Raw genomic sequence first — 13356 nt, 5'->3', positions numbered from 1 at the left:
ACTCACCTAAAATGAGAAGGGTCTGTACGAATACGTCGTGAGCCTCATATAAGAGCAGGCTCGCAACCTTGACACTAGAAAAAAGGACGTTGCATGACCACCTCCTCTGTTGTAAATCTTCCCTTGGCAGAAGTTGATCCTGAAGTTGCTGAAGCCATTAAACTTGAGCAGGAGCGCCAGCAGAACACCCTTGAGATGATTGCTTCTGAGAACTTCGCACCGCGTGCGGTGTTGGAGGCTCAGGGCTCAGTTCTGACCAATAAGTACGCAGAAGGTTACCCAGGACGTCGCTACTACGGCGGTTGCGAGTACGTTGATGTTGTTGAAACCCTAGCGATTGAACGCGCAAAAGCGCTTTTCGGTGCGGAGCACGCGAATGTGCAACCCCACGCAGGCGCTCAGGCAAACAACGCTGTGATGCATGCGCTACTGACCCCCGGCGATAAAATCATGGGTCTGTCTTTGGCTCACGGCGGTCACCTGACTCACGGCATGAAGCTGAACGTTTCAGGCAAGCTGTATGAAGTTGCCGCTTACGGAGTAGACGAAGAAACCGGTCGCGTGAACATGGACGAAGTCCGTGAACTCGCTCGCGCCGAGAAGCCCAAGGTCATTATCGCCGGTTGGTCAGCCTACACCCGCCAGCTCGATTTCGCGGCTTTCCGCGAAATCGCTGATGAGGTCGGTGCTTACCTGTGGGTTGATATGGCACACTTCGCGGGTCTGGTGGCAGCAGGTCTGCACCCCAACCCCGTACCCCACGCTCACGTGGTTTCCTCCACCGTCCACAAGACCATCGGTGGCCCCCGCTCAGGTTTCATTCTCTGCACCGAAGAGCTGAAGAAGAAGATTGACTCAGCGGTATTCCCCGGTCAACAGGGCGGCCCCCTCATGCACGCTATCGCGGGTAAGGCTACCGCCTTCAAGATCGCTGGTACCGAAGAATTCAAGGACCGCCAGAAACGCACCCTCGAAGGCGCACAGATTTTGGCTGAGCGTTTGGGACAGCAGGATCTCAAGGACGCCGGCGTTGAACTGATCTCCGGTGGCACCGACGTTCACCTAGTACTGGTATCACTGGCAAACGCTGAACTGAACGGCAAAGAAGCAGAAGATCTGCTGCACGAAGCTGGCATTACCGTCAACCGCAACGCGATCCCCAACGACCCGCGTCCGCCTATGGTTACCTCTGGTCTGCGTATCGGTACCCCCGCGCTGGCAACCCGCGGCTTTGACGCTGAAGCGTTCGCTGAGGTTGCAGACATTATCGCTGAGACCCTCAAGCCCGGTGCAGACGTCACCGCTCAGCGCGCTCGCGTTACTGCCTTGTGCGAGAAGTTCCCCCTCTACTCAGGCATCGAGGAGTGGTAAACATGGCTGAAATTCTTGACGGTAAGGCAACCGCCGCAGCGATTAAAGCTGAGCTGAAAGAGCGCGTTGAGGCTCTTAAAGCTAAGGGAACCACCCCCGGTCTGGGCACCGTGCTCGTGGGCGATGACCCGGCCTCCCACTCTTATGTTGGTGGCAAACACAAGGACTGCGCAGAAATCGGCGTCGCTTCGATTCGCGTTGACCTACCCGAATCAACTACGCAGGAGGAGCTTGAAGCTGAGATTGAGAAGCTGAACAATGACCCTGCATGTACTGGGTATATTGTGCAGCTGCCACTGCCCAAGCATATCGACACTAACCATATTCTTGAGCTGATCGACCCCGATAAGGACGCCGACGGTTTGCACCCCACCAACCTGGGGCGCCTGGTGCTCAACGCGGGGGGAGAGATTGACTCGCCCCTGCCCTGCACCCCTAACGGTGTCATCGAACTCATAGAACGTCACGGGCTAGACCTCAACGGCAAAACTGTTGCTGTCTTTGGTCGCGGCGTCACCGTGGGTCGCCCCCTGGGGTTGCTACTCACCCGCAAGAACGTCAACGCCACCCCCACCCTGGTACACACCGGCACCCAGGACGTAGCTGATGCCCTGCGCGCAGCAGACGTTATCGTGGCGGCAGTTGGTCAGCCACATATTGTTACTGCCGACATGGTGAGGGACGGTGCAATCTTGCTCGACGTGGGAGTCTCCCGCATCGAAGATCCCGAAACCGGCAAGAAGAAACTGACCGGCGATATTAGCCCTGAGGCAGCAGCTAAAGCATCCTGGGTTTCACCTAACCCCGGCGGCGTTGGTCCCATGACCCGCGCTATGCTGCTGGTTAACGTGGTTGAAACCGCGGAGCGCGCCGCCACTTCATAAAAACTAACAACTGAATGACCCCGCGTCCGTACTCTAACTTTTTAGGTGCGAACCCGGGGTTTTTCTGCCCGCCTCTTTTTATCAGACGAGGGGCGTTTTATGCTGGGGTGCTTCTTTGACATAATAGAAACCATGTCTATTCCTCAGCGCAAGGCTCCTGAAAATAATCCCGGTACCCAGAAAGCCCTAATCGGTGCTGGCATCGGTATGGCACTTCTCGTCGTACTGCTGATCTGGGCAATCATGACGTCCGCCAACGAGGCCTCGGTTCTCGGGTGGATTCTCACCGCCGTCATTGCGGGCTGGCTGGGCGTAGCTGTTTACCTCGCTGTGACTGTTACACGCTCGTTGAACATCCAGCAGAATCAAAACGCTGCACGTATGCGTCAGTTCTTAGAAGAAGAGGACGCGATGCTTGATGACAAACTGGCGCACAGCTTCCAGATTGTGCTGGTGCAGTCCAAAGTTATTAAAGATGAACTTAAGAAGAACGATGATGAGTCACCGGCAATGATTGCTCGTGCGCTCGATACCATTGATGTGACCGCTCAAAATGGCATGAGCATGGTCAAAGAAGCCGCTGGAAAAGCGTAAGCACGTACCGGGTTCAGCCCACAGCTTTTAAACAAAACGGGTGTATACCTGATGGACGAGAAAAGTTTTAGAGACAGATTATGAGCGAAAAGAAGAACCTCAAGTCAGTTATTCCTAATGCGGCGCAGAGTGCCACCCGTATTTACTCGGGGGCGCAGCCTTCTGCAGATTCCCTGCATTTGGGCAACTACGTGGGTGCGGTACGTAATTGGGTTGCTTTGCAGGACGAACCGGGCACCGAATGTCTGTTCTTCATTCCTGATATGCACGCTATTACTGTGCCTCAGGACCCCGCCATCATGACGCAGCGTACCCGCATGACTGCTGCCCAGTACATTGCTGCCGGTATTGATCCTGAGCGTACCCCTCTTTTTGTGCAGTCGCAGGTGCCCGAGCACGCTCAGCTGGCGTGGGTTCTCAATTGCATCACGGGCTTTGGCGAAGCGTCGCGCATGACTCAGTTCAAAGACAAATCCGCAAAGCAGGGTACCGATTCAGCGTCGGTGGGGTTGTTTACTTACCCGGTGCTGATGGCAGCAGATATTTTGCTTTACCAGGCTGATGAGGTTCCTGTGGGTGAAGATCAGCGCCAGCACCTGGAGCTCACCCGTAACCTCGCTGAGCGTTTCAATTCACGTTTTGGTGATACCTTTATCGTTCCTGAGGGACGCATCCTTAAAGAGACCGCTAAGATTTATGATTTGCAGAACCCGACCTCTAAGATGTCGAAGTCAGCGGAAACTGATAAAGGCATTATCTGGTTGATGGATGATCCTAAAAAAACTGCCAAGAAAATTAAGTCTGCGGTGACCGATGCCGGTAGTGAAATCAGTTTTGACCGCGAGAATAAGGCGGGCATTTCTAACCTCTTGAGCATCTACTCGGCACTCACCGGTAAGAGCATCGACACCATTGTCGCGGAGTACGAAGGCAAAATGTACGGGCACCTGAAGGTTGATTTGGCTGAAATTGCCGCTGAGACTTTCGCCCCCATGCGCGAACGCACCTTAGAGCTGATGGATGACCCCGCAGAACTTGACCGTCTGCTGGCTATCGGTGCTACTAAGGCACGTGAAATCGCGTCCGTCACCGTTGAGAACGTCTACGATCGTATTGGGTTTTTGCCCGCTCAGAAGTAGTACACGCAGTGGTGAAGCAGTGGGACCGGAGGAGTAGTGCAGATTCAAGCGGTTCGCCTACTCTGCGTGCCAACGAGCGTTATGTGAGTCTCGTTGCACGGGTACCCGATGAGCTAGCTGCGCGTATTGAGCGTTGGCGGGTGGCCCAACCTGAGATTCTTAATCCCGGTAGCGTCCACATTACGGTGATGGTGGCACCTGAGACGGTGCCTGCCAGCCAGACCCTCGCAGCTTTGCAAAAGGCTCTCATGGGGCGCAGACGCGTGTTTGTCGGTCTGGGGGAGCCTGCCAGTTTTGCGCCTGTTACCACGGTGAGTTATTTGCCGTTGATAGAGGGGGGTGCCGAGTTAATAGGTCTCAATCGGGTTGCTGAGCGCGCGGTAGAAAGCAGCGCTTCGCCGTTTGAGTATCGCCCGCATCTGACTCTTGCTCAGCATGTACCTCACGAAGTGATTGACCGTTCCCTCAGGGACTTCAAGTGCCTCCCTGACGCGCTTAAGCGGTTCGAGATTCAGCGGCTTTGCGTGTACCGCTATGAGAAAGAAGAGTGGCACTGGGTCGGCACGATTGAGCTGACCTAGGCGTAACGGCATCGGCATAAGGTTAGAACATACCTCAAGCCACCGAAGCCACTTTCTCTTTGAGTCAATAGTTATTAAACGTCACAGATACGCTGACAGTCGTGAGCCACCGGGTACTTTTCTAGACTGAAAATATACACATTTTCATGCTAATCTTCCCAAAGTAGTCATGGCATCTTCGGCTTGCGGCCTCTCACCCCGTTCGGGCTTTCTACCCGAGGTTAGGGGGATTCTATCTAACCGATGAGCTTTGAACGTAAAAGATAAGATGGTCTGCATCGCACCTAAGATCAGCGCCCTGGTTGTGGCTTTCTAAGCTGCTTGGAGTGGGAATGTGTCAAGTGCTTCTCGGATAACCTCAGGCGTGTTCATGCTTTGCTCTTGGATGTCGCTGGTAAGGCGGTCTTTGATGTCAGGGGTTACTTGGGCACTGATGCTGGGGGAGTGTGACCGTTGACAGTTTCATCAAGAGCTGGGCGTCCTCGGGTGGTAGTCGCGAGATTCTTTCAGCGCGGGCAACACCTTCAAGAGCTCTAAGCAGGATAGTTGCTGTGTCTAGGGCCTCGAAAAAGTTATCAGACTCCGCCCATTGGGAGAGGGGCTCACCAATTTTTTTCATGGTCAGCTAGGGTTGTTGAAGTTGATATTTTTAAGGTCATTAAGGTCATCGAACTGTGGTTTATGGCGATGGTAAATCTTGATTGTCTTCAGTGCATCAGCTTCTGCGTATCCGTGCTTTGCTGCTTGCGGGCATGAGCTTTGTGGCCCTGTTATTTTTGATCACACCCCCATGCGTGGGTTCCTGATTTGGGTGGTGATAACTACGGGTTTCCCTACCTTTGCAGGTGCCGGAGAACTAGTACTTAAAGACGCAGTCATGTTTGGGCGTCTCTTTGGGGTGCCTCCGACTTCACCCGCCGCGCTACGGTGCGCGATGAAACCCGCCGGGCATCGTTTGCAACTCTCATTGAACGATAACTCATACAGCGGATCCGCCGACAATGGTGAGTTCGCTTTTTTGTACTCTCAGACCGTTTCACCGAATGAGCGAACTAGTTTCGGGCAGCCTAAATCTTTTCGCCGGGTATAAATAAAAGCTGCACCCTCACAAAAACTCCGGGGGTGCAGCTTTTAGCGTAGTTAGCAGTAGCTTAGAGGTGACGCTCTAAGCCCTGGCTCTTGAGCTCATTAACAGTATTCTTTACATCCTGCGCGTCCTTACGGGTGGTTACCAGCAGGGCATCAGGGGTGTCAACGATGACAACATCTTCAATACCGATGACAGCGATCTTACGGTGGGTACCTGCAACAATGATGCCGGTTGATTTCTGGTTGAAGACCTGAACTTCGTCGCCAATGGTGAAGAGTTCTTTATCGGTCTTTTCAAGGTTGAGACGGGCAACAGCGTCAAAGTCACCGATATCGTCCCAGCTGAAAGAACCGGGCACCATCGCGACATCGCCTGCAGCTGCAGCGGGTTCTGCCACCGCGTAGTCGATAGCAATCTTGGGTAGGGTTTCCCACACATCGTTCATGACATCATCGCGGTCAGGGGTATCCCAAGCGCGCGCAATACGGGTGACCCCGGCGTGCAGCTCCGGCTCATTTTGCTCTAGGTGCTTGAGCATGAGTTCGGCAGGCGCTACGAACATGCCAGCGTTCCAGGTGTAATCCCCGGTGGAGATGTACTCAGCGGCGGTCGGCGCGTCGGGCTTCTCCACGAACTCTGCTACTGCCATAGCGTGTGGTGCTTCAGCGAGCTCTAGAGAATGGGTGGCACGAATATAACCAAAAGCGGTGGAGGGCTCGGTGGGGGTAATACCAATGGTCACAATTTTGCCGGTAGCAGCAGTATTCACCGCTTCGGTAACGACCTTCTGGAACTCGTCCACCGGTTCGATGACGTGGTCAGCGGCGAAAGAACCAATAATCGCGTCGGGCTGACGCTGGTAGATAATAGCGCACGCCAACCCAATTGCCGCTGCGGAATCGCGCGGTGAGGGTTCTAGCACTAGATCGGATGCGCGTAGCTCATCAATTTGTTGAGTGACACGGTTTGCATGGGCAACACCGGTGACGACCATGACAGAACCATTGCTCACATCAACCAAACGGTCGTAGGTTGAGCGCAACAGCGAAGACTCACCACCGGTGAGGTTGAGCAGAAACTTGGGCACAGTGGCACGTGATAGCGGCCAGAGGCGTGAACCGACACCACCGGCGGGAATCAACGGGTAAAAACGTTCAATTGGAGTTTTCATCGTCTAAAGAATACCTGCATTTTTGTCATAATGAACGCTCCCGAGAAGTAATTTTGACCAAAAGATATACCGGCTCGGTTCTGCTTAGTCTTTCGTTTGCCCTGTAAATACGCCCTCGTACTGATTAAGACTATGAAAATGTAGGCTAATTGAGGGGGATTTTTTTATGACATATTGTCACTTAAGTCTGCGTGGTGCTGGTAATCTTTGATAGCAGAACAAGTCTAAAATTATGTATTGCGTTGAGCCAGCTGTGAAATACTGCGGTGGAGGTCAGCGCTTTACGACTCTCACGTGCAGGAGGCTATTCAGTGCCGAATACATCCAAGGGCACCCTCTACCGCGGCCGCGAAGGTATGTGGTCATGGGTAGCTCATCGCATCTCAGGTATTGCGATTTTTTTCTTCTTGTTGGTTCACGTGCTCGATACCGCAATGGTGCGCGTTTCACCTGAAACCTACAATGCAATCATGCATATCTACAAGAACCCTATCATGGGTCTTGGCGAGGCCGGTCTGGTAGCGGCTATTCTCTACCACGCTTTCAACGGTATCCGCATTATTCTGGTTGATTTTTGGAGTGGCGGCACCAAGAATCACAAAGCTCTGCTCTGGGGCGTTTTGATCCTCTGGGCAATCTTCATGGCTGGCTTCCTCTTCCGCCACCTTCCCATCGTCTTTGGAGGTCACTAAGACATGCCTACTCCTTTGAAAGCTAAGGTAGCTGCACCTCGTAGCCGTGATATCACCGTCAATGGTGTAAAGTACAACCGCTCATCCTCAAAGCGCAATAACTTTGAGATGTACGCCTGGCTCTTCATGCGCCTTTCGGGCGTCATGCTGGTCGTGCTGATTTTTGGTCACCTTTTTGTGAACCTCATGATGGGCGAAGGCGTACACCGCATCGACTTCGGCTTCGTGGGCGGTAAGCTCGCTAACCCCTTCTGGCAGGTATGGGATCTGCTGTTGCTGTGGCTTGCAATGTTGCACGGCACCAACGGTATTCGCACCATCATTGATGACTATGCTCAGAAAGACGGCGTTCGTACCTTCTTGAAGGTCATCCTCTTCCTGGCATCCGCGTTCGTCATTCTGGTGGGCACTCTGGTGATTTTCACCTTTGATCCGTGCCCCGTTGGTGCATCGGCTGAGCTGTTGCCTTCCTTCTGCACAGCACCGTAGAACACCATAATTTTTTGAAACAGAGAAAGAAGCATTCTCACCATGCAGGTACATAAGTACGACGTAGTTATTATTGGTGCCGGCGGTGCCGGTATGCGTGCGGCTATTGAAGCAGGTCAGCGTTCACGCACTGCTGTACTGACTAAGCTTTACCCCACTCGTTCCCACACCGGTGCAGCGCAGGGCGGCATGTGTGCTGCTCTAGCGAACGTTGAAGACGATAACTGGGAATGGCATACCTTTGATACCGTCAAGGGCGGCGACTACCTGGTAGACCAGGACGCGGCTGAGGTCATGGCGAAAGAAGCTATTGACGCAGTACTCGATTTGGAAAAGATGGGTCTACCCTTCAACCGCACCCCCGAGGGGCGTATTGACCAGCGTCGTTTTGGTGGTCACACCCGCGATCACGGTAAGGCACCCGTTCGCCGCGCATGCTACGCAGCAGACCGTACCGGTCACATGATTTTGCAGACCCTCTACCAGAACTGTGTCAAGCACAACGTTGAGTTCTTCAACGAGTACTACGTGCTTGATTTGGTGATGGTCGATGACGAAAACGGCAACAAGCGTCCTGCTGGCGTCGTTTCTTACGATCTGGCAACCGGCGACGTTCACGTTTTCCAGGCTAAGTCAATCGTGTTTGCATCAGGTGGCTGTGGCAAAATCTTCAAGACCACCTCAAACGCTCACACCCTTACCGGTGACGGTATGGCTATTGCCCTGCGCAACGGCATTCCTTTGGAAGACATGGAGTTCGTGCAGTTCCACCCGACCGGTCTTGCAGGGTTGGGCATTCTGGTGTCTGAAGCTGCTCGCGGTGAGGGCGGTATCCTGCGTAATTCTGACGGTGAGCGTTTCATGGAGCGCTACGCACCGACCATTAAGGATCTAGCTCCTCGCGATATTGTTGCTCGCTCGATGGCGAATGAGGTTCGTGAAGGACGCGGTTGCGGTCCCAACAAGGACTACGTTCTGCTGGATCTCACCCACCTTGAGCCCGCTCACATTGATGAGAAGCTACCCGATATTACCGAGTTCGCTCGTACCTACCTGGGCGTTGAGCCCTACACTGAGCCCGTCCCAGTGTTCCCCACCGCACACTACGCAATGGGGGGTATTCCCACCAACATTGAGGCTGAGGTGTACGCAAACTCAGAAGAGACTATTCCCGGTCTCTATGCAGCTGGTGAGGTTGCTTGCGTTTCGGTGCACGGCTCAAACCGTTTGGGCACTAACTCACTGCTGGATATCAACGTCTTTGGTAAGCGCGCCGGCATCTCTGCTGCTGAGTACGCTGCTACCGCTGACTTCCTGCCGATTCCCGAGGACGCAGCCAACGACACCCTGGAGCTGCTGAACACCCTGCGCGAGGGTAACGGCACCGAAAAGGTGGGCGTGTTGCGCAAGGAACTGCAGGACGTTATGGACGCCGACATGCAGGTATTCCGTACTGCTGACACCATCCACAACGCCATCAACAAGATCAATGAGCTTGAAGAGCGCTACAAGAACATTTCTGTTCAGGATAAGGGCAAGCGCTTCAACCTTGATTTGCTGGAGGCAGTTGAGCTGGGCTTCTTGCTGGAACTGGCAAAGGTAATGTCCGTTGCTGCGCTGAACCGTGAGGAATCACGTGGCGGTCACTTCCGCGAGGACTTCCCCAATCGTAATGATGAGAAGTTCATGAAGCACTCAATGGTTTACAAAGATGAAAACGCTGAGTTTGAGGGCATTGCAGGTTTGCGTTTCGATACCAAGCCCGTAGTCTTCACCCGTTACGAGCCGATGGAGCGTAAGTACTAAAATGGCTGATTTTGAAGCAAAAGAACCCGAGTCACGGGTAGAACTGAAGTCGGAGACCGGTGGCGCTGGCGCTATTCCTACCTACGACATCACCCTGCAGGTGCGTCGCTACAACCCTGAGATTTCAGAGGAATCACACTGGGACGAGTTTAAGCTGACCATGTATGGCACTGACCGTGTGCTGGATGCTTTGCACAAGGCGAAGTGGGAAATCGATGGTTCGCTGTCTTTCCGCCGCTCCTGCGCTCACGGTATTTGCGGTTCGGACGCGATGCGTATCAACGGTCGCAACCGTCTGGCGTGCAAGACTCTGCTGAAGGATCTTGACCTTTCCAAGCCGATTACTGTTGAGGCTATCAAAGGTCTGCCCTGCGAGAAAGATCTTATCGTTGATATGGAGCCTTTCTTCCAGGCATACCGTGAGATTATGCCCTTCTTGATGAATGACGAGCATGAGCCCGAGCGTGAGCGCATTCAGTCTCAGGCTGATCGTGCGCGTTTTGATGACACCACCAAGTGCATCCTGTGTGCTGCGTGTACCTCGTCATGTCCCGTTTTCTGGACAGATGGTCAGTACTTTGGTCCGGCAGCAATTGTCAATGCTCACCGTTTCATCTTCGATTCTCGTGATGATGCTGGCGATATGCGTTTGGAGATTCTCAACGACAAAGAGGGCGTATGGCGTTGCCGTACCACCTTCAACTGCACCGAAGCATGCCCCCGTGGCATTCAGATCACTAAGGCTATTGCTGAGGTCAAGCAGGCTATTATCGCCCGCTCCCTCTAAACTCCGCGTAAAGATTCTTGTGAAAGAATCACCGGTATAGCAGCAAACGGCGCCCGTCTTGTACAGCACAGACGGGCGCCGTTTGCTGTGTCAGAGGTAGCGAGTGAATCCGGCTGCTAGGGTGCGTCATAAAACGTCATAAAAGCCTGATGGGTTACCGCGTCCGTAAAAATTACCCCGTAGGGCTTGTGGCTACTATCCTAAAAACTATGGTTGCATCTCAGAAATCTTCGGCGTCTTTGACCTCCACACTGATGGGGGGGTATCTGCATGATTTTTTGGAGGAGCTCATTGAGTTTCGCCGGGATATTCACCGTAACCCGGAGCTCTCTTTTCAGGAGTTTCAGACCACAGAGAAAATTGCTCACCGTCTGCGCGATGCGGGGCTGAGACCTGTTTATTTGCCCGGTTATACCGGTGTGCGCGTTGATATTGGTGAAGGTCCAATCGCGGCGGCTTTCAGGGCTGATATTGATGCCCTACCGGTGCAGGAGCAAACCGGCCTTGCTTACTCATCGCAGACCCCGGGGGTTATGCATGCGTGCGGTCACGATATTCACCTGACCGTTATGCTGGGCGTTACGCTTCTTTTGGACGCGATGAATAAAACAAAGCCACTGGGCGCCACTATTCGCGTGATCTTCCAGCCTTCGGAAGAGCAACAGCCTGGGGGCGCACTAGAGGTAATTAGGGCGGGCTGGCTTAAAGATGTTCCGCGTGCTTTTGCCCTGCACTGTGATCCCAAGGTGGATGTAGGAAAGATTGGTACGCGTATTGGCGCTATCACTTCAGCCTCTGACACTGTGCGCATTCGCCTTGATGGGCACGGCGGGCACACATCGCGTCCGCACCTGACCGAAGATTTGATTTTTGCGATGAGCCAGATTGCTGTGAATGTTCCCGCTGTTCTTTCGCGCCGCACTGATGTACGCTCCGGTGTGTTGGTGGTGTGGGGGCAGATTGAGGCGGGTGTTGCCCCCAACGCTATTCCGGCGACAGGCTTCATGGCGGGCACTATGCGCTGCTTGGACGCGGATGCCTGGTACAAGGCGGGGCAGATGCTGGACGAGGTCGTAGAGCAGGTTGCTGCCCCCTACGGTTTGAGTGTGAGTCTTGAGCACGAACGCGGAGTTCCACCGGTGGTCAATACTGAGGCGGAGACCACTCTCATTGAAAATGCCGCACGCGCGGAGCTGGGCGAGGATAGCGTGATTCTTGTTGAGCAGTCCATGGGCGGTGAAGATTTCTCGTGGATGTTGCAGGAGGTTCCTGGCACGATGGTTCGTCTGGGAACTCGAGCGCAGGGAGGAGAAACCTTTGACCTGCACCAGGGAGATTACAACCCGCAGGAAGAAGCAATTGGTAACGGCGTGCGCGTTATGGTTGCTGCTGCTTTACGTAGCATTGCCCTAGAGACCGCCTGAATCCTGGTGTAATAGCCTTTGTCTTGCTGCTGATTGATAACAAGATGAATTTAAAGTGAAAAATAATTTAGCTGTGGGCTTTAAAAGCATTAGAATGTGTTCTGTATTGCTCAAAAACTGATGACCAGAAACCCACACTTTTTCTGACCTCATCAGATCCTGATTGAAGGGATCCCCATGGCACTCTCACGTAAGAACATGGCAGGCGCAGGTTCACTCCTGGGCATTTCAGCACTTTTGCTTTCAGCTTGTGGTGCAGCACCCGAAGAATCATCAACCGCATCAGGCGATAACGCCGATTACAGGGGCTGCATGGTATCAGACTTCGGTGGTTTCGATGATAAGTCCTTCAACGAAAACACTTACGCGGGTCTAACCGCCGCTGTTGAAGAGTTGGGCATTGAAAAGGGCGAAGCTCAGTCAACCAGCGAAACCGAGTACGGTCCCAACCTCAACCAGATGGTTCAGTCAGGCTGTAACATGACCGTCACCGTTGGTTTCGGTTTGGCAGATGCGACCAAGGAAGTTGCAGAAGCTAACCCTGACCTGCACTTTGCAATTGTTGATGATGGTTCTATCGAACTCGACAACGTTCGCCCTCTCGTCTATGACACCGCTCAGGCAGCGTTCCAGGCAGGTTACTTGGCAGCGGCTCAGTCCAAGACCGGCAAGGTAGCAACCTACGGCGGCTTGAACTTCCCGACCGTTACCATCTTCATGGACGGCTTTGCGCAGGGCGTGAAGTACTACAATGAGCAGAACGACAAGAACGTTGAGGTTCTGGGCTGGGATACCGAGGCGCAGAACGGTACCTTCACCGGTGACTTCACCGACCAGGGCAAGGGCAAAACCAACACCCAGAACTTCCTCTCAGAAGGCGCTGACGTAATCATGCCCGTAGCAGGCCCCGTAGGTGGCGGCACCCTCGAAGCTGTCAAGGAGCACAACGCTAGCAACGCTGACTCACCCGCGTCCGTGATTTGGGTTGACTCAGACGGTTTCGAAACCAACCCCGAATACCGAGATATCATTCTGACCTCAGTGCAGAAGCTGATGAAGGAAGCTGTGCTGGAGACCTTTAAACAGGACGTTGAAGGCAACTTCACCAGCGAAGCCTACGTCGGTACCCTGGAGAACGGTGGCGTAGCACTAGCTCCCTTCCACAACTTCGAAGACGAAGTCAGCGCTGAGACCAAGGCAGCTCTCGATGACATCAAGGCTAAGATCATTAGCGGTGACATCAAGGTTGAGACCGCAGGTTCACCCTCTGCCTAAGGTAGTTGCTGCCAACAGGTAGCTTTTTGAGCCCGCAGCTAAGAAATCTCACC

The 13356-nt window shown here is 53.6% G+C and carries 12 protein-coding genes; 11 read left to right on the top strand and 1 reads right to left on the bottom strand.

Annotation, left to right across the window (positions count from 1 at the left end):
* Nucleotides 1-93: 93 nt before the first annotated feature.
* From glyA to JR346_RS08430, 5 genes are all read left to right on the top strand, one after another.
* Complete coding sequence (glyA, locus tag JR346_RS08450; protein WP_205482229.1) at nucleotides 94-1371, top strand: serine hydroxymethyltransferase; 1278 nt, start codon at nucleotides 94-96, stop codon at nucleotides 1369-1371.
* Between the two features lie 2 nt (nucleotides 1372-1373).
* On the top strand, nucleotides 1374-2255 hold the full coding sequence (locus tag JR346_RS08445) for a bifunctional methylenetetrahydrofolate dehydrogenase/methenyltetrahydrofolate cyclohydrolase (protein WP_205482228.1): 882 nt from the start codon (nucleotides 1374-1376) through the stop codon (nucleotides 2253-2255).
* A gap of 132 nt (nucleotides 2256-2387) precedes the next feature.
* Nucleotides 2388-2849, top strand: a complete 462-nt coding sequence (locus JR346_RS08440; RefSeq protein ID WP_204877447.1) for a hypothetical protein — start codon at nucleotides 2388-2390, stop codon at nucleotides 2847-2849.
* A gap of 80 nt (nucleotides 2850-2929) precedes the next feature.
* Nucleotides 2930-3988, top strand: coding sequence for a tryptophan--tRNA ligase (trpS, locus tag JR346_RS08435; protein ID WP_205482227.1), 1059 nt, complete (start codon nucleotides 2930-2932; stop codon nucleotides 3986-3988).
* 83 nt (nucleotides 3989-4071) lie between these two features.
* Nucleotides 4072-4569 (top strand): 2'-5' RNA ligase family protein, encoded by a 498-nt coding sequence (locus tag JR346_RS08430; RefSeq protein ID WP_204877445.1) that lies wholly within the window; start codon nucleotides 4072-4074, stop codon nucleotides 4567-4569.
* A gap of 1151 nt (nucleotides 4570-5720) precedes the next feature.
* Here the strand turns inward: JR346_RS08430 and JR346_RS08425 are convergent.
* Nucleotides 5721-6830, bottom strand: a complete 1110-nt coding sequence (locus tag JR346_RS08425; RefSeq protein ID WP_204877444.1) for a mannose-1-phosphate guanylyltransferase — start codon at nucleotides 6828-6830, stop codon at nucleotides 5721-5723.
* A gap of 311 nt (nucleotides 6831-7141) precedes the next feature.
* Here JR346_RS08425 and sdhC point away from each other — a divergent pair, with 311 nt between their 5' ends.
* The 6 genes from sdhC to JR346_RS08395 all read left to right on the top strand — a co-directional run bounded on the left by sdhC (nucleotide 7142) and on the right by JR346_RS08395 (nucleotide 13303).
* Complete coding sequence (gene sdhC / locus JR346_RS08420; protein ID WP_204877443.1) at nucleotides 7142-7522, top strand: succinate dehydrogenase, cytochrome b556 subunit; 381 nt, start codon at nucleotides 7142-7144, stop codon at nucleotides 7520-7522.
* Between the two features lie 3 nt (nucleotides 7523-7525).
* Entirely contained in the window at nucleotides 7526-8011 is a 486-nt protein-coding gene (locus tag JR346_RS08415; RefSeq protein ID WP_204877442.1) for a succinate dehydrogenase hydrophobic membrane anchor subunit, read from the top strand.
* Between the two features lie 42 nt (nucleotides 8012-8053).
* Entirely contained in the window at nucleotides 8054-9817 is a 1764-nt protein-coding gene (gene sdhA, locus JR346_RS08410; protein WP_204877441.1) for a succinate dehydrogenase flavoprotein subunit, read from the top strand.
* 1 nt (nucleotide 9818) lies between these two features.
* Nucleotides 9819-10604 (top strand): succinate dehydrogenase iron-sulfur subunit, encoded by a 786-nt coding sequence (locus JR346_RS08405; RefSeq protein WP_204877440.1) that lies wholly within the window; start codon nucleotides 9819-9821, stop codon nucleotides 10602-10604.
* Nucleotides 10605-10858: 254 nt separating this feature from the next.
* On the top strand, nucleotides 10859-12028 hold the full coding sequence (locus JR346_RS08400) for an amidohydrolase (RefSeq protein ID WP_240334044.1): 1170 nt from the start codon (nucleotides 10859-10861) through the stop codon (nucleotides 12026-12028).
* A gap of 177 nt (nucleotides 12029-12205) precedes the next feature.
* A complete protein-coding gene (locus JR346_RS08395) occupies nucleotides 12206-13303 on the top strand; it encodes a BMP family protein (RefSeq protein WP_239478819.1) in 1098 nt (365 codons plus the stop codon).
* The last annotated feature ends 53 nt before the right edge of the window (nucleotides 13304-13356 follow it).

This window comes from Rothia sp. ZJ932 (assembly GCF_016924835.1).
Classification (GTDB): domain Bacteria; phylum Actinomycetota; class Actinomycetes; order Actinomycetales; family Micrococcaceae; genus Rothia.
The sequence above is the reverse complement of the archived record's forward strand: the minus strand, read 5'-3'. Positions and strand labels throughout refer to the sequence as shown.

What these genes read in the sequence shown, in the direction of transcription:
- glyA (WP_205482229.1), top strand. Translation starts at nt 94, where the DNA reads ATGACCACCTCCTCTGTTGTAAATCTTCCCTTGGCAGAAGTTGATCCT.
- JR346_RS08440 (WP_204877447.1), top strand. Translation starts at nt 2,388, where the DNA reads ATGTCTATTCCTCAGCGCAAGGCTCCTGAAAATAATCCCGGTACCCAG.
- JR346_RS08415 (WP_204877442.1), top strand. Translation starts at nt 7,526, where the DNA reads ATGCCTACTCCTTTGAAAGCTAAGGTAGCTGCACCTCGTAGCCGTGAT.
- sdhA (WP_204877441.1), top strand. Translation starts at nt 8,054, where the DNA reads ATGCAGGTACATAAGTACGACGTAGTTATTATTGGTGCCGGCGGTGCC.
- JR346_RS08445 (WP_205482228.1), top strand. Translation starts at nt 1,374, where the DNA reads ATGGCTGAAATTCTTGACGGTAAGGCAACCGCCGCAGCGATTAAAGCT.
- JR346_RS08395 (WP_239478819.1), top strand. Translation starts at nt 12,206, where the DNA reads ATGGCACTCTCACGTAAGAACATGGCAGGCGCAGGTTCACTCCTGGGC.
- JR346_RS08400 (WP_240334044.1), top strand. Translation starts at nt 10,859, where the DNA reads ATGGGGGGGTATCTGCATGATTTTTTGGAGGAGCTCATTGAGTTTCGC.
- trpS (WP_205482227.1), top strand. Translation starts at nt 2,930, where the DNA reads ATGAGCGAAAAGAAGAACCTCAAGTCAGTTATTCCTAATGCGGCGCAG.
- JR346_RS08425 (WP_204877444.1), bottom strand. Translation starts at nt 6,830, where the DNA reads ATGAAAACTCCAATTGAACGTTTTTACCCGTTGATTCCCGCCGGTGGT.
- JR346_RS08405 (WP_204877440.1), top strand. Translation starts at nt 9,819, where the DNA reads ATGGCTGATTTTGAAGCAAAAGAACCCGAGTCACGGGTAGAACTGAAG.